The 17,390-nt window shown below is 50.6% G+C and carries 18 protein-coding genes and 2 pseudogenes; 11 read left to right on the forward strand and 9 right to left on the reverse strand.

The genetic code is table 11. The annotated features are described in order from the left end of the window. Nucleotides 1–61: 61 nt before the first annotated feature. The 3 genes from ahpF to E2L00_RS08185 all read left to right on the forward strand — a co-directional run bounded on the left by ahpF (nucleotide 62) and on the right by E2L00_RS08185 (nucleotide 2,551). On the forward strand, nucleotides 62–1,630 hold the full coding sequence (gene ahpF / locus E2L00_RS08175) for an alkyl hydroperoxide reductase subunit F (protein WP_167609514.1): 1,569 nt from the start codon (nucleotides 62–64) through the stop codon (nucleotides 1,628–1,630). Between the two features lie 225 nt (nucleotides 1,631–1,855). Next, on the forward strand, nucleotides 1,856–2,188 hold the full coding sequence (locus E2L00_RS08180; RefSeq protein ID WP_167609517.1) for a TehB family protein: 333 nt from the start codon (nucleotides 1,856–1,858) through the stop codon (nucleotides 2,186–2,188). Nucleotides 2,189–2,197: 9 nt separating this feature from the next. Continuing rightward, nucleotides 2,198–2,551, forward strand: coding sequence for a DUF1869 domain-containing protein (locus E2L00_RS08185; RefSeq protein WP_167609519.1), 354 nt, complete (start codon nucleotides 2,198–2,200; stop codon nucleotides 2,549–2,551). A 207-nt stretch (nucleotides 2,552–2,758) separates the two neighbouring features. On the opposite strand, the gene cysS is transcribed toward E2L00_RS08185, so the two are convergent. Then, nucleotides 2,759–4,147, reverse strand: coding sequence for a cysteine--tRNA ligase (cysS, locus tag E2L00_RS08190; protein WP_167609522.1), 1,389 nt, complete (start codon nucleotides 4,145–4,147; stop codon nucleotides 2,759–2,761). A gap of 177 nt (nucleotides 4,148–4,324) precedes the next feature. Here cysS and ppiB point away from each other — a divergent pair, with 177 nt between their 5' ends. The 7 genes and pseudogenes from ppiB to E2L00_RS08225 all read left to right on the forward strand — a co-directional run. Then, nucleotides 4,325–4,819 carry a peptidylprolyl isomerase B gene (gene ppiB, locus E2L00_RS08195; RefSeq protein WP_167609525.1) on the forward strand — a complete coding sequence of 165 codons (495 nt, stop codon included), beginning with the start codon at nucleotides 4,325–4,327 and terminating at the stop codon, nucleotides 4,817–4,819. 10 nt (nucleotides 4,820–4,829) lie between these two features. After that, nucleotides 4,830–5,549 (forward strand): UDP-2,3-diacylglucosamine diphosphatase, encoded by a 720-nt coding sequence (gene lpxH / locus E2L00_RS08200; protein WP_167609528.1) that lies wholly within the window; start codon nucleotides 4,830–4,832, stop codon nucleotides 5,547–5,549. 139 nt (nucleotides 5,550–5,688) lie between these two features. Continuing rightward, on the forward strand, nucleotides 5,689–6,198 hold the full coding sequence (gene purE, locus E2L00_RS08205; protein ID WP_167609531.1) for a 5-(carboxyamino)imidazole ribonucleotide mutase: 510 nt from the start codon (nucleotides 5,689–5,691) through the stop codon (nucleotides 6,196–6,198). Next, nucleotides 6,195–7,262 (forward strand): 5-(carboxyamino)imidazole ribonucleotide synthase, encoded by a 1,068-nt coding sequence (gene purK / locus E2L00_RS08210; protein ID WP_167609534.1) that lies wholly within the window; start codon nucleotides 6,195–6,197, stop codon nucleotides 7,260–7,262. The genes purE and purK overlap by 4 nt, the downstream gene beginning before the upstream one ends. Before the next feature lie 195 nt (nucleotides 7,263–7,457). After that, entirely contained in the window at nucleotides 7,458–8,570 is a 1,113-nt protein-coding gene (mnmH, locus tag E2L00_RS08215) for a tRNA 2-selenouridine(34) synthase MnmH (protein WP_167609537.1), read from the forward strand. 209 nt (nucleotides 8,571–8,779) lie between these two features. Next, complete coding sequence (locus E2L00_RS08220) at nucleotides 8,780–9,217, forward strand: hypothetical protein (protein WP_167609540.1); 438 nt, start codon at nucleotides 8,780–8,782, stop codon at nucleotides 9,215–9,217. A gap of 339 nt (nucleotides 9,218–9,556) precedes the next feature. Then, nucleotides 9,557–10,169: pseudogene (locus tag E2L00_RS08225) on the forward strand (transposase); the annotation flags it as partial. Nucleotides 10,170–10,400: 231 nt separating this feature from the next. Here the strand turns inward: E2L00_RS08225 and E2L00_RS08230 are convergent. The 7 genes from E2L00_RS08230 to E2L00_RS08260 all read right to left on the reverse strand — a co-directional run bounded on the left by E2L00_RS08230 (nucleotide 10,401) and on the right by E2L00_RS08260 (nucleotide 16,033). Further along, nucleotides 10,401–10,670 carry an HPr family phosphocarrier protein gene (locus E2L00_RS08230; RefSeq protein ID WP_167609543.1) on the reverse strand — a complete coding sequence of 90 codons (270 nt, stop codon included), beginning with the start codon at nucleotides 10,668–10,670 and terminating at the stop codon, nucleotides 10,401–10,403. A gap of 9 nt (nucleotides 10,671–10,679) precedes the next feature. Next, entirely contained in the window at nucleotides 10,680–11,540 is an 861-nt protein-coding gene (locus tag E2L00_RS08235; protein ID WP_167609545.1) for a class II aldolase, read from the reverse strand. 62 nt (nucleotides 11,541–11,602) lie between these two features. Next, entirely contained in the window at nucleotides 11,603–13,087 is a 1,485-nt protein-coding gene (locus E2L00_RS08240; protein ID WP_167609548.1) for an FGGY-family carbohydrate kinase, read from the reverse strand. After that, nucleotides 13,080–14,438 carry a PTS galactitol transporter subunit IIC gene (locus tag E2L00_RS08245; RefSeq protein WP_167609551.1) on the reverse strand — a complete coding sequence of 453 codons (1,359 nt, stop codon included), beginning with the start codon at nucleotides 14,436–14,438 and terminating at the stop codon, nucleotides 13,080–13,082. Before E2L00_RS08245 ends, E2L00_RS08240 begins: the two co-directional genes overlap by 8 nt. A gap of 77 nt (nucleotides 14,439–14,515) precedes the next feature. Beyond that, nucleotides 14,516–14,803 carry a PTS sugar transporter subunit IIB gene (locus E2L00_RS08250; protein ID WP_167609554.1) on the reverse strand — a complete coding sequence of 96 codons (288 nt, stop codon included), beginning with the start codon at nucleotides 14,801–14,803 and terminating at the stop codon, nucleotides 14,516–14,518. Next, nucleotides 14,800–15,273, reverse strand: a complete 474-nt coding sequence (locus tag E2L00_RS08255) for a PTS sugar transporter subunit IIA (protein ID WP_167609556.1) — start codon at nucleotides 15,271–15,273, stop codon at nucleotides 14,800–14,802. Before E2L00_RS08255 ends, E2L00_RS08250 begins: the two co-directional genes overlap by 4 nt. A 13-nt stretch (nucleotides 15,274–15,286) precedes the next feature. Continuing rightward, a complete protein-coding gene (locus E2L00_RS08260; protein ID WP_167609559.1) occupies nucleotides 15,287–16,033 on the reverse strand; it encodes a GntR family transcriptional regulator in 747 nt (248 codons plus the stop codon). A gap of 424 nt (nucleotides 16,034–16,457) precedes the next feature. On the opposite strand from E2L00_RS08260, the gene E2L00_RS08265 reads away from it, so the two are divergent. Beyond that, entirely contained in the window at nucleotides 16,458–16,922 is a 465-nt protein-coding gene (locus E2L00_RS08265; RefSeq protein WP_167609562.1) for a hypothetical protein, read from the forward strand. 113 nt (nucleotides 16,923–17,035) lie between these two features. Here the strand turns inward: E2L00_RS08265 and E2L00_RS08270 are convergent. Beyond that, nucleotides 17,036–17,390, reverse strand: a pseudogene (locus E2L00_RS08270) (helix-turn-helix domain-containing protein); the annotation flags it as partial.

Here is a 17,390-nt window from a genome sequence, read left to right on the forward strand (position 1 = left end):
TGATATCCCCTTTATCGGCAGCCTTTGCTGCCGATTTTTCTCGCCATCAGGGAGACTTACCATGCTCGACACCAACATGAAAACACAGCTCAGGGCCTACCTTGAAAGATTAACTAAACCTGTTGAGTTAATTGCCACGCTGGATGACAGCCCTAAGTCATCTGAAATAAAGGAACTGCTGGCGGAAATTGCGGAATTATCTGACAAGGTATCTTTCAGTATTAATAATGAATTGCCGGTGCGTAAACCGTCGTTCCTGATTACAAATCCGGGTTCCGATAAGGGTCCGCGTTTTGCGGGTTCCCCGCTCGGCCACGAATTTACTTCTCTGGTACTGGCCCTGCTCCAGACCGGGGGACATCCGTCGAAAGAGTCGCAGGATTTGCTTGAGCAAATTCGCGAAATCGACGGCGATTTCCACTTTGAAACCTATTACTCGCTCTCCTGCCACAACTGCCCGGACGTTGTGCAGGCGCTGAACCTGATGAGCGTGCTTAACCCGCGCATCAGCCATACCGCGATTGACGGCGGCGTCTACCAGAATGAAATTCAGGAGCGCAACGTGATGGGCGTTCCGGCGGTTTACCTGAACGGTAAAGAGTTCGGCCAGGGCCGCATGACGCTTGCGGAAATCGTCGGCAAAATTGATACCGGCGCGGAAAAACGCGCGGCTGAAGCCTTAAATAAACGCGAAGCCTACGACGTGCTGATCGTCGGTAGCGGCCCGGCGGGCGCGGCGGCGGCCGTTTATGCGGCGCGTAAAGGCATTCGTACCGGTTTAATGGGCGAACGCTTTGGCGGCCAGGTGCTGGATACGGTTGATATCGAAAACTACATTTCCGTGCCGAAAACAGAAGGCCAGAAGCTGGCTGGCGCGTTGAAAGCCCACGTTGACGATTATGACGTGGACGTTATTGATACCCAGAGCGCAAGCAAGCTGATTCCTGCTCAGGCTGAAGGCGGTTTGCATCAGATCCAGACGGCCTCTGGCGCTACGCTTAGCGCACGCAGCATTATCATCGCGACCGGTGCAAAATGGCGCAACATGAACGTGCCGGGCGAAGATCTGTATCGTACTAAAGGCGTGACCTACTGCCCGCACTGCGACGGCCCGCTGTTTAAAGGCAAGCGCGTTGCGGTTATCGGCGGCGGCAACTCCGGCGTGGAAGCGGCAATCGACCTGGCGGGTATTGTTGAACATGTGACGCTGCTGGAATTTGCGCCAGAGATGAAGGCCGACCAGGTGCTGCAAAATAAAGTTCGCAGCCTGAAAAACGTCGACATTATCCTGAATGCGCAGACGCTGGAAGTGAAAGGCGACGGCTCAAAAGTAACCGGCCTGCAATATAAAGACCGCGTGACCGATGCCGTGCATGATGTCGCGTTATCAGGCATTTTCGTACAAATCGGCCTGTTGCCAAACACAACCTGGCTGGAAGGCAGCGTTGAACGCAACCGCATGGGTGAAATCATCATTGATGCGAAATGCGAAACTACCGTGAAGGGCGTATTTGCTGCCGGTGACTGCACCACCGTACCTTATAAGCAGATTATTATCGCAACCGGCGAAGGTGCCAAGGCCTCATTAAGCGCTTTTGACCACCTGATTCGTACTTCCGTCCCCGAATAAATCAAAGACTCACCTGCAAAACTCAAGCGGCTTCGGCCGCTTTTTTGCGCTATTAACCCTCTTTACCCACTGGAAAAAAGGGGTTAATGACACGCTGCGCGACGTCGCTTAAAGCGCAAAGTGGTACGCTACTTCCTTAAGATTCCTGTTGATCCCTGATAGCCGCATCGCGCATTTTTCCGTAAAAGCATGGACAAGGTTATTGGTATGTATAAGGCCGAGCTTATGAAGCGAATCACTATTCCCTCTCATTATATACACACACGTAGCACACCGCTCTGGACGCGGGAAACCGCGCCGCCCGGAATCTGGAAGCGCCATCTGGATGCCGGTACGCGGCAGGGCGTTTATCCCCGTTTAACGGTGACGCAAGGAACAATTCGCTACTGTGGTTATGCCGATGAATTTAGCCCGGAACCGGTTGAAACATTAGTTATCGAGGCCGGACAGTTTGGCGTCTTCCCGCCGGAGAAATGGCATCTTATAGAGCCTTTATCCGACGATGTTTTATTCAACGTTGATTTTTACGTTGACCCGCAAATCCTGCTTGAGGAGTGAGGCTTAAAAATGGATGCTAAAGAAGAAAACAAAGGTTATACGCTGGCCGTGATGAACCGCAAGACCGGAACGGTCGCCGAAAAAGTTTACATGAAACCAATGGCGCTTTATGTGCCATCCTTCGCTGTCGCAGCGGTTGCTGCGCTGGTGGAAAGCATAGAGCCGTCGGATGATTGTACGGTTTGCGATACCGGCTACGCGCTCACCGTCACCAATAACAATAACGGCGTCTCGGTAGATAAAGACTTTATGACGCTGGCGCAGCTGGCGGAACCGGATACCGCCACCGATGCCGTGAAAGATCTTATTAATATCGTGCGCGGCTATGACGACGATGAAGAACATAACGTTTGTGGCTGGTAGCCTTTACTCGTTTTTAGCGTTTCATGCCTGAGGCAAAAAAGCCTTGTTCAGAAGCTGACGGCCACTGACAAAGCTCTTAAGGGTTAAAAGCCTCGTCGGTAGTTTTAAAAGCAAAGACTTAAGGCATCTGGTTTGTCCAGACACCCGAAAACCACGCTTTCAGGTGCCTGGACTTAATCTAAAACCTCTCGGGGACTGAGAACGCGGTTATTTTCTGCGCCAGGTCGTGCCCGCCGCGCCGTCTTCCAGCACAATTCCCATCTCGTTTAAACGGTCACGCGCCTGGTCGGCCAGCGCCCACTCTTTTGATTGGCGGGCATCGTTACGTTGTTTGATGAGCGCTTCGATTTCAGCAACTTCGCCGTCGTCTGCCTGCGCCCCGCTTTGCAGGAAGGCTTCTGGTTCCTGCTCCAGCAGGCCCAGCACGCCAGAAAGCTGACGCAGCGCCGCCGCCAGTCCGTTCGCCGCGGCCAAATCTTCAGTTTTCAGCCGGTTAACTTCGCGCGCCATGTCAAACAGCACGGAATAGGCTTCCGGCGTGTTGAAATCGTCATCCATTGCTTCGCAGAAGCGCGCTGCAAACGCTTCGCCGCCCGCTGGCTGAACGGCGCTGTCCGTGCCGCGTAGCGCGGTGTATAAACGCTCCAGGGAAGTACGTGCCTGTTTCAGGTTTTCTTCGCTGTAATTCAGCTGGCTGCGGTAGTGGCCGGACATCAGGAAGTAGCGAATAGTTTCCGCATCGTAGTACTTCAGCACGTCGCGCACGGTAAAGAAGTTGCCCAGCGACTTGGACATTTTTTCACGGTCGACCATCACCATCCCGGAGTGCATCCAGGTATTAACGTATTCACCGTCATGCGCGCAGGTGGACTGCGCGATTTCGTTTTCGTGGTGCGGGAACATCAGATCCGAACCGCCGCCGTGAATGTCAAAGTGATTGCCGAGCTGTTTGCAGTTCATGGCGGAACATTCGATATGCCAGCCTGGACGGCCTTCGCCCCACGGGGATTGCCAGCTTGGCTCGCCCGGTTTGGACATTTTCCACAGCACAAAGTCCATCGGATTGCGTTTCACGTTCGCTTCGACTTCAACGCGCGCGCCGGCCTGGAGCTTTTCCAGATCCTGACGAGAGAGTTTGCCGTAGGCAGGATCGGTTTCCACAGAGAACATCACATCGCCGTTGGAAGCTACGTAGGCATGATTACGCTCGATCAGCTGTTCAACGATTTCGATAATTTCAGGGATGTGCTTAGTGGCACGCGGTTCGCTGTCCGGACGCAAAATGTTCAGCGCGTCAAAATCAGCATGCATTTCGGTAACCATACGATCGACCAGCGCCACGAAGTCTTCGCCGTTTTCATGGGCACGCTTGATAATTTTATCGTCGATATCAGTGATATTGCGTACATAATTCAGCTTATAGCCGAGGAAACGCAGATAGCGCGCAACAACGTCGAAAGCAACAAAAGTACGGCCATGGCCGATGTGACAGAGGTCGTAAACGGTAATACCACACACGTACATGCCGACAGCCCCGGCATGAATAGGTTTGAATTCCTCTTTTTGACGAGTCATTGTATTAAAGATTTTTAACATCAGGGGATTCCATATCAACGTGTGTAAGCAAAATTGGGGTATATGTTACCTCAAAATTACACACGCAAGCAGTACGCTTTGCAAGGTGATGATCATGTTGAGTTATGCTATAACAACCACCTTGTGTGGCGGCACCGTCTGCCGGAACACTGTCTGACTAAATATAGGATGCACAGCATGGTTACTTTTCACACTAATCACGGTGATATCGTCATCAAAACTTTTGACGATAAAGCGCCAGTTACCGTTAAAAACTTCATGGATTACTGTCGTGAAGGCTACTACGACAACACCATTTTCCACCGTGTGATCAACGGCTTTATGATCCAGGGCGGCGGTTTTGAACCGGGCATGAAGCAGAAAGAAACCAAAGATACCATTCAGAACGAAGCGAACAACGGCCTGAAAAACACCCGCGGCACCCTGGCAATGGCCCGCACCCAGGCTCCGCACTCCGCAAGCTCGCAGTTCTTTATCAACGTGGCTGATAACGACTTCCTTAACTTCAGCAGCGAGAGCATGCAGGGTTGGGGTTATTGCGTATTTGCTGAAGTTGTAGAAGGTATGGACGTGGTTGATAAAATCAAAGGCGTTTCCACCGGCCGCAGCGGCATGCACCAGGACGTTCCTAAAGAAGACGTCATCGTAAACAGCGTGACCGTAAGCGAATAATCTCCGCTTAATGATCCTGTTTATCGCAGATTTACATCTCTGCTCAGAAGAACCGGCGATCACCGCCGGTTTTCTACGTTTTCTGGCAGGCCAGGCGCGCGAAGCGCAGGCGCTCTATATCCTCGGCGATCTTTTTGAGGCCTGGATTGGCGACGACGACCCTGAACCGTTGCACCGCGAAATTGCATTAGCAATCAAAGATCTGGTTGATTCCGGCGTGCCCTGCTACTTCATTCACGGCAATCGCGATTTCCTGGTTGGAAAACGTTTTGCACGCCTGAGCGGTATGACGCTGTTGCCGGAAGAAAAAGTTCTCGACTTATATGGCCGCAGAATATTAATTCTGCATGGCGATACGCTGTGCACGGACGACGCTGGTTATCAGGCATTTCGCAGAAAAGTTCATCAGCCGTGGTTACAGCGGTTATTCCTCACGCTGCCGCTGTTTATTCGTAAGCGCGTCGCCGCCAAAATGCGCGCCGGAAGCAAGGCCGCTAACAGCAGTAAATCCGTGGCAATTATGGACGTGAACCAGCAAGCCGTCATCGATGCCCTCACCCGCCATCAGGTGCAGTGGATGATTCACGGCCATACGCATCGCCCTGCCATTCACCCGCTTGACGCCAACGGCCAACAGGCGTTTCGCTGCGTGTTAGGCGCCTGGCATACCCAGGGTTCGACCATCAAAGTGACCCCGGAAGACGTCGAGTTAATCCCTTTCGATTTTTAGCCTTAAACCGCCTCTTTTCGCCGCTTTCTTCCCCACGCAACCGTTTTCCTTACCAGTTGTTCATGATATTCTTCCACTCCTTCTGACCGACCGCCAGGCGTTCGGTGATGTTTGCACACCCACAGGAGTTTTGAGACGCATGTCCCCGAACCAATCCCCGGCGCGTATCGCCATTGTCATGGGTTCCAGAAGCGACTGGGCCACCATGCAGTTTGCCGCAGAAATCCTCACCGCCCTTGAAGTCCCGCACCATCTTGAAGTGGTTTCCGCTCACCGCACGCCGGATAAGTTGTTTAATTTTGCCGAGCAGGCTGAAAGCAACGGCTATCAGGTAATTATTGCGGGTGCAGGTGGCGCTGCGCATCTGCCCGGTATGCTGGCGGCGAAAACGCTGGTGCCGGTTCTTGGTGTTCCGGTACAAAGCGCGGCGCTGAGCGGCGTGGACAGTCTCTATTCCATCGTACAAATGCCGCGCGGTATACCGGTTGGCACGCTGGCGATTGGTAAAGCGGGTGCGGCAAACGCGGCTTTGCTGGCGGCACAGATTCTGGCCCTGCATGACGAGGCGTTGCGTAAGCGTCTGGCTGCGTGGCGTAACGCACAGACAGAAGAAGTGTTGCAGAACCCGGACCCACGGGGTGAGGCATGAAACGCGTCTGCGTATTAGGCAACGGTCAGTTGGGCAGAATGCTGCGCCAGGCGGGCGAGCCGCTGGGCATTGCGGTTTATCCGGTCGGGCTTGATGCTGAACCAGAAGCGGTTCCCTTCGCGCAAAGCGTCATTACCGCTGAAATCGAGCGCTGGCCTGAAACGGCCCTCACGCGCGAGCTGGCTCGTCACAACGCTTTTGTTAACCGCGATGTTTTCCCGATCATCGCGGATCGCCTTACGCAAAAACAATTATTCGATAAACTTAAGCTCGCAACCGCACCGTGGCAGTTGCTTTCCAGCCGCGATGAATGGGCTGGCGTGTTTGCTAATCTTGGCGAGCTGGCTATCGTGAAACGCCGCGTTGGCGGTTACGACGGGCGCGGCCAGTGGCGCTTGCGCCGCGATGAAAACGACCAGCTACCGGACGACTGCTACGGTGGATGCATCGTTGAGCAAGGCATTAATTTCTCCGGTGAAGTTTCCCTGGTCGGCGCGCGCGGCCATGACGGCAGCACGGTGTTTTACCCGCTGGCCCACAACCTGCATCAGGACGGCATTTTACGCACCAGCGTTGCCTTCCCGCATGCAAACGCCGGTCAGCAGCAGCAGGCGGAGACGATGCTCTCTGCCATCATGCATGAGCTGAATTATGTCGGCGTGATGGCGATGGAGTGCTTTATCACGCCAGCCGGTCTGCTGATCAACGAACTGGCGCCGCGAGTTCACAACAGCGGGCACTGGACGCAAAACGGCGCGTCCATTAGCCAGTTCGAACTGCATCTGCGTGCGATTGTTGATTTGCCGTTGCCGCAGCCGGTTGTTAACGCCCCGTCGGTAATGATCAACCTGATCGGCACCGGCCTGAACTACGACTGGCTGAAACTGCCGCTGGTGCATCTGCACTGGTATGACAAAGAGGTGCGCGAAGGGCGCAAAGTTGGCCATCTGAATCTGAACGACAGCGATAAAGTGAGGCTGAGCGCATCACTTGCAGCGTTAGTACCGCTGCTGCCGCCGGAGTACGCGAGCGGCGTTGCCTGGGCGCAGGGCATGCTTCTGTAGCAGTCCGGATCTTGCGGCGGGTGGCGCTACGCTTACCCGCCCTACAGAAATTTGTTTGATCCATAAGCTTTGGTAGGCCGGATAAGCGGCAGCGTCATCCGACATCCGGTACGCCGAACTTTCCCCTCTTTCTTTTCTTGCTCAGCAGGCGCACAATCCCCGGCGTTTCATCCCCATTCGTCTCAAGGTTTATGCATGCCAAACGCCCGTCCCGACACCCAACAATATGAACATTTGCTGCGCGCGGATATTCCGCTTATCGACGTGCGCGCACCGGTTGAGTTTGCTCAAGGGGCCATGCCCGCGGCGCTGAACCTGCCGTTGATGTTGGACGACGAGCGGGCCGCCGTAGGTACCTGTTACAAGCAGCGCGGCCAGCAGGCAGCCGTTGAGCTGGGCCATAACCTGGTGAAAGGCGAGGTTCGCGATGCCCGCATGCAACAATGGCTGGAGCAGTGCCGGCTGCATCCTGAAGGCTATCTGTGCTGTGCCAGAGGTGGGATGCGTTCCCATATCGTGCAGCAGTGGCTGCGCGAAGCTGGCATAAACTATCCGCTGGTGGAAGGCGGCTATAAAGCGCTGCGCCATTACGCATTGCAGGCCATTGAGTCCCGCGCAAAGTGGCCGATGATGATGGTGAGCGGCAATACCGGCTGCGGCAAAACTATTCTCATCCGCTCGCTGCCAACGGGTGTCGATCTCGAAGGGCTGGCGCATCATCGCGGCTCATCGTTTGGCCGCACGATTGTCGAACAGCCTTCCCAGGCAAGCTTTGAGAATAACCTGGCCGTTACGCTGCTCAAAAAAAGCGAGGCCGAGCCGGTGACGCTGGTTATCGAAGACGAAGGCCGCATAATTGGTTCCCGGCATATCCCGGAATCCTTCAGGGAAAATATGTCACGCGCGCCGATTGTGGTGATTGAGGACCCGTTCGAACTACGCCTGGAGCGCCTGAAGCAGGAATATTTCCAGCAGATGAGCGAGGCATTTTTGTCCGTCAGCGATGAAGAAACCGCGTGGAAAAATTATGCGGAGTATCTGCACCACGGCCTGTTTGCTATCCGTCGCCGCCTGGGGATGGAGCGTTTTCAGCAGTTCACGGTGAGGCTGGATGACGCGCTGTTAGCGCAAAGAAAAACGGGGACCTGCGACGGCCATCTGGCCTGGCTTGCGCCATTGCTGGAAGAATATTATGACCCGATGTATCGCTATCAATTAAGTAAGAAAGCAGACCAGATCGTCTTTCGCGGAGATTACAGCCAGGTTGAAGGGTGGCTGCGCGACAAAACAGGCGGCCAGGCGAATTAACCTTTCATAGTGAACTAAAGGGCCGGATTATTCCGGCCCTTTTTTTATCTAAATCAATAATACCCACACTTCCAGAATTTTCAGATGCTATAAAAATTGAAGATTATTTGTGCAGAAGATAGCTTGAGTTGGCTGTAAAAGCAGCAGATTAGCCAGCGAGTTCATATGCTGGATCACTTTAAAATGGAGTTTGAAAATGAGGTTATACGATGAAGCACGTGATCCTGCTTCTGTTATTGTCCGGGCTGGTTGCCGGTACATTGGCGGCTTCAGTGAACTGGCCCGATGCCCTGAAGGGAATTGCAGCTGGTGAGCAGGTCTGGCTCGATAAAGCGCCAGATCTTGCCGCCGTGGCGGATGTTAAACAGGCGATTGCCCTTGAAGACGCGCTGCCCAGTTCGCTGGCAAAAAATACTCCGGGAACGTTGAAAACGCTCAGTCTGATAGACGCAAAAACCTGGCCCCATATGATAGGGACGGACATTGTCTGTGGATTACCGTTTGAACAGCCAGTCGCCGAGGTCGAAGATTTTTATCAGCGAACGCGCATGGCGTTACTAATTACAGACAAAGGCGCGACCTGTCTGTGGATCCTTGAAGCCACCTACGAAGAATGGAAAGCAGATAACGCCCGCAAGGCTAAGTAATATAACCGCTGTATCAAAGCGCCTTATTTTTCAAAGAGAGGCGCTTTTCAACTCCATCCCTCATTGCTTAACGTCTGTTAAACGTTCATAACCAATATCGTTTAACCTGATGTCAGCTATATGCCAGATAGAGTCATTCACACCCTGAGAGTTACACTTTTAAGTGATTCAGGGTATGCGCTTACCGGTTACGAATATAGTGCCAGAATCACGTGATGTGATGATTGCCGCTTTGCTTTCGAGCCAGTAAGTGCTCCACGTTCGCTAACGAATGCTCAGGATATGCAGACAAACTGCTGACTATATTTCTTTCGAAGAACGTGGAATGCATACCAGGATGGCCCTGCTGTTGCGTATACAGAGCAGCGGGTTGCAAGCATTGCCAGCGCTGTTCCCCTTACCACCGATAAAACTGTCATCGGGGCGAATGCACTAATGGCAACAGCGCTTGCATCGCAAATCACACTGGTCGATGACCTTATCAGAACCTACGACGAGAGAATCGAATCGTTGTTCGAGACGCTGCCGAATACAGATCTTTTCAAATCACTTCCGGGCATGGGCCGTGTATAGGCCCGCTAATGCCTGTAGCACCGGGTGATAACCGTAACCGCTTTAACAGTGCAGAAGAAATTCAAAACTACGCTGGCATTGTGCCAGTAGCGAGCGAAGTGGTCAGAAATCCTGAGTCTGGTGGCGTTGGCAATGTGCCAGGTTCGTTCGACAAACGTTCGTGGAATGGACTGCGAAGAGGATTAACTCAGCATACTGGACCAGACTGTATTATCAGGAGCAACGAGAAAAGGGGAAATCGCATCAATCCGCGATCCGGGCTCCGGCGTTCAAATGGGTAAAGATTATCTACCGCTGCCGGAAAGCCAGAACCTGCTACGGCGAGGCAAAATACTTGCTGGCACTCAAAGAGAGATATTCGCCCTTGCTGAAGCCATAAAAAACTTGTCGAGTGCCTCAGGACGTGAAGCGGATATTTTGTGGACTGGCCCTCGAAATAGTAAGCATTCGTTTGTCTCATGAGGTGAGAATATCCGGCTTCGCTGGTAAACCATCAAAAAAGTGTTTTATTTCAATCGGATGAACGCTGAGTCATCACCTGATGAGCATCAATAATAAGCGATACAGAAAGCCTTACAACTCCCTGCATCGTTTTTAGGTTTTTATTTCACTAAGATGGTTCACCAAAACCATCAGCAAAGGCGATCTTTAATTCAGACATAAAGGCCAGTTCATCTTGCCCATCACAAATTAAATCAACCATGGTATTTCCCTTTACGCCCGCACCCAAGATACTCATCATTCCCTTGATGGGGATTTCTTTGTCATTATTAACCAGCGTCAGAGATGACTGGTATTTTTTGACAATCTTTGCCAGCGTCGCGGCTGGCCGGGCATGCAAACCGGTGCTGTTAACAACCCGTACTTTTTGCCTGATCATATTCTCTCCTTAAGATGCCCTGCGTAACGCCGGATGGAGTTTATTCATCATCTGAATTTTAGAATAAACGTCATCTTCAACCGCCTGTTTCGCATTAGCCATGACGCGAGCCAGATTAGCCTCATTGTTATTATTTACCCATGCTTTACCGACAGTGGTAATAAAGGCTTTGCGCAAGTCGCTCGCAATATTAACTTTGGCAACTTTATAATCAACAAAGCTTCGCAGAATATCTGCGTCAATACCTGAGCCGCCATGAATAACCAAAGGAACTGGACTAACGGTCGCGATGCGTTGTAGCAGCGGGATATCAATACGTGGGATATCTTCCAGGCCGTGCACATTGCCAATCGAAACGGCCAGCATGTCACAGCCCGTTTCGTTAACAAAGCGCTGGACTTTTTCGGGCTCGGTTTTGCAATCGGCCTCGCTGACATGATCATCTTCCTTACCCAGAATGGCTCCCAGCTCCGCTTCGACAGGCACACCAAATGATTTACAGAAATCTACGGCTTCGCGCGTAAAGGCGATATTTTCTTCGAACGGCAGGGCTGCACCATCAATCATTACCGAGGTAAAACCGGCTCTGACGGCCTGCTTAACATCCTCCAGCGTTTTCCCGTGATCCAGATGCAGACTGACCGGCACATCCATTTTATCGGCATGCCGCTTAACGATTTCATAAATGTAATCGTAACCGGAAAGCTGGGCGTTGGTTGGCGCTATCTGAATAAAATTAGGCAACCCCGAGCGTTCTATTGCATTGAGAATAGAAATGGTGGTTTCGAGGTTGGTCGTGTTAAATGCGCCAGCAAGTACGCGTTTTTCCTGAATACAATCGAGTAAGATTCTACCATTGACTAAGGGCATATTAACTCCAGATATTTGGGTGATAAAAATAAATAAATTATCTAGTTACTGAGTTATCACAGTTATACGTCAGTAATCACTCCTTCCTGCAACAATTTAAAGCGATAAAAGGCTAACCATTGTTGCTGATATATTTCCAACTTTGCTGAACGAACCGTATCAGGAATATAGCGTTTAGCCACAGGTGCAGGAGGGAATACAACCTCCGGGCAGGCTATCGACAATGCCCCAACGGATACGGTTTCATCAAAAGCAATTGCCTCGACCGGACACTGAAGGATGTCAGCTTTCAATTGCAGCCAGTACGGGTTTTTCACCGCAGGTCCAATCACTTTTACCGTGCTGCCAGCCGGGATGTTAAAGCACTCGTAACAGTGTGCGAGTTCCATTACCAGGCCGATAAATACGCTCTCAAGGAGAGTCTCAGGGGCCAGTAAATCCGTCAGACCAAACATCAGGCCGCGAGTATGCCGGTTTTTGTTTGGCGAACCAGAACCCCGTAAATGAGGAATAAACACCGGCACATGATCGGCAGACCAGCAGGGCTGAAGGTATCGCTCCATTGCCTTTTTCAGGGCAATATGGATTTCCTCAGCCGTTAAACGAAACGTTTTTTGTACCCATTCAAGCGCATAGCCACCGACAGGCAGGGAAGCGAAAAGCGTGAAAAATTCGCCGTCGGAATAACAGCCATTCGCCAGCTTATCCCGCCGGGCCTGGGCATTCAGGGTCGGTTGGGTGTTCAGCAGCAGGATACCTTCTGTCGTCCCCGTAGAGTTCAGTACATCGCCCGGCTGCATCTGCAACGCACGGGCCCCCACCATATGATCGTGTCCAGCCAGGGTGACTTTAACCTCATGAGAGAATCCCAGTTCATTTCTGAGCTCAGGCGTCATCCATCCGGCCACCTCATTCGGCGCTATCAGCGGAGCCAGTACATCGAAAGGTACGCCGAGTATCTCCGCCGCTTTGCGGGACCAGGTACGGCTGGTAACGTCCAGGCACAATGTTCTGCTGGCCAGCGACACTTCTGTCTTTTTCTCACCAGTCAGCCACCACAACAGGACTTCTGGCGCATGTAACCAGCAGATGTCTTTCCTTTCATGCAACGAGTAGGTATCAAGCAACCAGCGCATTTTGAACGCCGAGTAGTTACTGTGCGGTGGTAACCCCGTGATTGCATAAAGTTCTTCAATCTCTGACTCGCTTAAAGACGCGAGATAGGATTCACCACGTCGGTCATACCAGGCCAGCATGGGAGTAAGAATGTTTCCCTGCTCATCCACGAACACACCAGACTCGCCAAAACTCGCAATACTGATATCTGACACCGGAAACGGCGAGGAAGAAACCAGTTCAGCCATTACCCTTCGCAATGCCTGCCACAGCTCTTCGATATCGAAATCTACCTCGCCTTTCTCCGATTCCTTTTTAGGGGTCGGAAACTTGCGGGCTTCCAGAACTGACGCGTCATAACAGGAATAACAGCTGACTTTGCAGTTGGTTGTGCCAATATCGATGACAAGCGCTGCGCGATAATCAGGCATAGACCGTTCCTTTTGTCAGACGAAAGACGCCGTAGATAACCAGAGCAACCACCGGGATCATGCCAATCGCAATCACATTTCCGTTGAATATCTCGAGCAGCCAGAAACGGAAGGGATTACCTCCATCAAGGAAACTTGAGACCTGACCGCTTGATCCTTTTGCCAGGTTGAAATTGACGTCTTTAGCCATACCGGTAATAAATGGCGCAATTTTGGTCGCAATCCACAGATCGGCGACGATCACCGGAATTGCAGTAATCACTGCCCGGAAAATATTGCCACGACATGCCAGTACAATCATTGAAGCCATTACGGCCAGGTTGGCAAGGTCACCCAGCGGGAGGACTTTATTACCCGGAAGAAGAAATGCAATAAAGACAGAGATTGGCGTAAGAATAAGGGCGGTGGAAATAATTGCCGGATTACCTACCGCAACAGCAATATCCAGCCCAATAAAGAGATCGTCCCGACCCGGATATTTGGCATTCAGATATTTTTTGATAGCTTCAGATAAAGGCAGCAAGCCTTCCATCAGAATTCGCACCATACGGGGAAGAATGAACATGACACCACCGATGCTGATCCCCAGAAGCAACACATGCTTAACGTCATAACCGGCAATAATACCCAGCAGGACGCCCAGAATTGTCCCGACCATCATCGGCTCACCAAAGATGCCCAGCTTTTTCTGTACGTTCTCCGGATCAATATGAATACGGTTCAGGCCTGGGATCTTGTCAATGATTTTGTCGAACAGCAGCCCAATCGGGAAAAAGACGACGGATGACAGGGTCGGAAGTGAAATACCTTCCAGGCCAAAGTATTTAGCCACTAATGGCGCTGACCAGTCCGCCAATTTGAGGACCACGATCGCGGCCAGAGCAGCTGCGGATAGCCCCAGAACAAAGCTCCCGGTGCTGTAGTAAACCAGCGTACCTGCCAGCGCAAAGTGCCAGTAGTTCCACATGTCCACATCCACGGTCCGAGTCTTGTTCAGAGCCAGCATGGCGACGTTAATCAACATTGTCAGCGGGATGACAAATGGAGCGATTGGAGAACCCCAGGTAATCGCGGCTAGCGGCGGCCAGCCCAAATCAACAACAGGAAGACTGATGCCGGTTCGTTCAACCATCGCCTGTGCTGCCGGGCCCACGTTGCTGGTAAGAATGTCAAAGATGGCATAAATCCCGACAAAGCCGATGCCGACAATTAACGATGAGCGAAGCGCTTTTGCTGGTTTGACTTTAAAGAACAATGCCAGGAAGAACAGAACCAGTGGCACTAAAACCGTTGGTCCAAATCCCAGTACATATTGCACAACGGTATAGAGAGTATGCGCTATATCATTCATATCCGACCTCTTTTTTAGATATAACCAGACCTCGCGTTAGCGCCTGGATATCTTATCTGAGTTTTTTGTTTATAGAATCAGGCTTGCCCTTTAAGAATAGAAACTATTCTTTCAAGTACCTTATCTTCACCGATACCGGTAATTATTGGCAGGCCATTAACGACCGGAATATCAAGTTGGTAAGGTACTTTGGTTGTAGAAACAACCAGTGTTGCGCCATCGGTATTATTCGGGAGTGAGGCTACATTTGTCTGGGAGTAATTAACATTGAGCCCATTCTCCTTGCAATATTCCATTACCTTTTCGGTTACAGCAGTGGAGGTTGCAATACCCGTTGCACAAACAAATAATATCATTTGACTCATAATTCACCTCGTTCAGATAAGCGTGTGTAGATCGATTGATAAATTTCATCATCATTCATGACTAACAGCTGCTGCATAAAATCCCCGTCCTGGATGACGTCCATAACCCAACCCAGAACGTTGAGTTGTTTATTGCTTTCGCCCAAAGCAAGCATGAACACCACCCTGACAGGTACGGGTTCTGGCTCTCCGCCCATATCTTCGAAATTGACGGGTTCCGCCAGTATCCCAACGCTGATGGCATTCTGACGCACATGCTTATGATCGGTATGTGGAATAGCGACACCCACGGGCTCCACTGGTAAACCCGTTGGGAAATTATTTTCTCGTGCAATGACATGCTCTGCAAAATCAGGTGCGACCATGCTATCGTTAATTAATGGACTGGCAAGTGTTCTGATAATTTCATGCTGGCTGACCCCTTTAGGGAGGTGTCGAACATAATGACGGCGAAAATTAATATCCTGCATAATTTCCTCTTTACTAGTTAGTATCCCGGCGCTGCAAAATGGTGCCGAGATAATATTTATTACCTTTTAGCCAGACGTTACCGAACTCTACGGGTAATCCTCTTGAGAAAAAGACCAGCTGTTCCAGATGCAGAACAGGCGCATCTTCACCGATATTAAGATAATGGCCTCGCTCATTACCAATTAATCTGGCAGCGTAACGACTTTCAGAAAAGCTTATTTTTTTATCAGACAATCTTTCTATCGTTGGAAATAAGTTTTCCCTGGTAAAGTCCACATCAACAATGCCAGGGCAAAGATCAATATTGATACGGTTTTCAATCAACATGACTTTTTCATCGCCAATAGAGCGAAGGCGTTCAAGAAATAAAACATCCTGCCCCGGCTTGATGCCCAGCTTCTCTGCCACAAAGCGGTTGGCGGGCTCCAGCCGGGAGGTGATGACGCTTGTTGTGAAGTTTATCTTCTGGCTGGCCAGGGCTTCAGCAAAAGAGAGCAGTCCTTCGCCTAGCGGATAGGCAACATTTTCCTTCTTCACGAAGGTTCCTTTGCCTTGAACCTGCACCAGAACACCTTCCCGTACCAGTTGGTCAACCGCTTTCTTAACCGTACCGCGACTCACCTCCAGCATATCCATTATCTGAAACTCAGAGGGGATCCGGTCATCTTCGACCAGCTCACCGCTATAAATACTTTCTCTTATCCACTCCACTACCTGTTGGTACAGTGGAGTTTGCGAACTTTTACTCAATGTTTTCATGGTGCGCACCTGAACATTTAGAGTTGTCTATGGACAATCATGTACAACCTGGAGTTTATGATAGGGAATTTTTAGAAGTGCGGGGTGGGAGGGAATCACATTTTTGGTGTTCAAATCAGGATCATTTTTATGTGATGAAAATCACAAAACCAGAATGCTAAGCGCATTCTTAATTGAGGAAAAGTTTGAGTAAGAGAAGATGAATTTAAGTTATATACCAGCCATATATCTCATTCATCATTATAAGGTATGGCGGTATTCCTGGCATGATGTCCGCTTCTCACTGTGTGAGAGATTATGTGTATGTAAGTTTGTACTTTTAGCAGAACAGGAAGTACAAATTGAAGGTTTATCAATGGCGCAATGGTATAAATACAATAACTGTAACATTGCAACACATTTGGCTCGAGGAAAGGAATGAGTGATGGCAAGAAGATCAGAGCTTAAAGGAATAGCCAACTCACTTAATGGAAGTTTTATCAGTAGAAACAACGATTTTGATGGATACTGGTCAATCGGCTTGCTAAAACTGTTTGCTATAGAACGAGGATTTACTTCAGTAGGTGTTTCATTACCTCTTCAACAGCCTGATACCAATTTTTCCCTCATTAATGATATAGCGCAGCGTTATACAGTTATCCTTGCTGACCTTTTGAGAAAGCAGCACTTACCAAACTCCTGGGTAAGTAATGTCAGTATTACAGTCGATTTTTTCGCCATTGTGGCCGGTTCTCAATTGTCCACCTACCCGGCTTCAGGTACCCCCTTCAAATGCTTGTGCCAAATAATCGATGATAATGGCTGGCTCTATACCTCAATAAGCTATGGCCGATGTAAGCCACATTCAGCAGTGAGAGAATTACGATCGTCCCGCAGAATGACGAGATAAATTACCTGGCTTTTTATCTTTTACTCATCATTCATTGAACTAAACCACCATTGATTTAATAGACATCTCAGAGTCCATAGATGGCTTTGGTATGCTAACGCACTGTCAACACTACCCTCACGAGCCACTTTTCCTTCCAGTGCCTTCAGGCGTTTTCTGAAGTTCTCAAGGTCATGTCGCAACCAGACAGAACGGACGCCGCTTCCTGAGATAAAAACGCCCTGTTTACGCAACTCGTTGCTGGTCCGGTGCTGACCATGCGCAGGGAAAGCGATGGCATAATCAACAACGGCCTGTTCCGTTGTATCATCGGTACGGTTTTTGAGATTAGGGGCACGTCGGCTGCGGTTTATCAGTGCATCCACGCCGCCTTCATCGGCCAGCTCACGATAGCGATAAAATGTATCACGCGAGACGCCCATGATTTTACAGGCTTTCGACACATTGCTGAGTTCTTCAGCCAGATTG

This window comes from Cedecea colo, from assembly GCF_011808225.1.
Taxonomy (GTDB): domain Bacteria; phylum Pseudomonadota; class Gammaproteobacteria; order Enterobacterales; family Enterobacteriaceae; genus Dryocola; species Dryocola colo.

Bases quoted from the DNA above. Each gene is read 5' to 3' on its own strand.
- E2L00_RS08260 (WP_167609559.1), bottom strand. From the start codon at position 16,033: ATGAAAACATTGAGTAAAAGTTCGCAAACTCCACTGTACCAACAGGTA.
- ppiB (WP_167609525.1), top strand. From the start codon at position 4,325: ATGGTTACTTTTCACACTAATCACGGTGATATCGTCATCAAAACTTTT.
- E2L00_RS08255 (WP_167609556.1), bottom strand. From the start codon at position 15,273: ATGCAGGATATTAATTTTCGCCGTCATTATGTTCGACACCTCCCTAAA.
- ahpF (WP_167609514.1), top strand. From the start codon at position 62: ATGCTCGACACCAACATGAAAACACAGCTCAGGGCCTACCTTGAAAGA.
- cysS (WP_167609522.1), bottom strand. From the start codon at position 4,147: ATGTTAAAAATCTTTAATACAATGACTCGTCAAAAAGAGGAATTCAAA.
- E2L00_RS08265 (WP_167609562.1), top strand. From the start codon at position 16,458: ATGGCAAGAAGATCAGAGCTTAAAGGAATAGCCAACTCACTTAATGGA.
- E2L00_RS08250 (WP_167609554.1), bottom strand. From the start codon at position 14,803: ATGAGTCAAATGATATTATTTGTTTGTGCAACGGGTATTGCAACCTCC.
- E2L00_RS08235 (WP_167609545.1), bottom strand. From the start codon at position 11,540: ATGCCCTTAGTCAATGGTAGAATCTTACTCGATTGTATTCAGGAAAAA.
- E2L00_RS08245 (WP_167609551.1), bottom strand. From the start codon at position 14,438: ATGAATGATATAGCGCATACTCTCTATACCGTTGTGCAATATGTACTG.
- E2L00_RS08180 (WP_167609517.1), top strand. From the start codon at position 1,856: ATGAAGCGAATCACTATTCCCTCTCATTATATACACACACGTAGCACA.
- E2L00_RS08230 (WP_167609543.1), bottom strand. From the start codon at position 10,670: ATGATCAGGCAAAAAGTACGGGTTGTTAACAGCACCGGTTTGCATGCC.
- mnmH (WP_167609537.1), top strand. From the start codon at position 7,458: ATGCCAAACGCCCGTCCCGACACCCAACAATATGAACATTTGCTGCGC.
- E2L00_RS08240 (WP_167609548.1), bottom strand. From the start codon at position 13,087: ATGCCTGATTATCGCGCAGCGCTTGTCATCGATATTGGCACAACCAAC.
- lpxH (WP_167609528.1), top strand. From the start codon at position 4,830: ATGATCCTGTTTATCGCAGATTTACATCTCTGCTCAGAAGAACCGGCG.
- purE (WP_167609531.1), top strand. From the start codon at position 5,689: ATGTCCCCGAACCAATCCCCGGCGCGTATCGCCATTGTCATGGGTTCC.
- E2L00_RS08185 (WP_167609519.1), top strand. From the start codon at position 2,198: ATGGATGCTAAAGAAGAAAACAAAGGTTATACGCTGGCCGTGATGAAC.
- purK (WP_167609534.1), top strand. From the start codon at position 6,195: ATGAAACGCGTCTGCGTATTAGGCAACGGTCAGTTGGGCAGAATGCTG.
- E2L00_RS08220 (WP_167609540.1), top strand. From the start codon at position 8,780: ATGAAGCACGTGATCCTGCTTCTGTTATTGTCCGGGCTGGTTGCCGGT.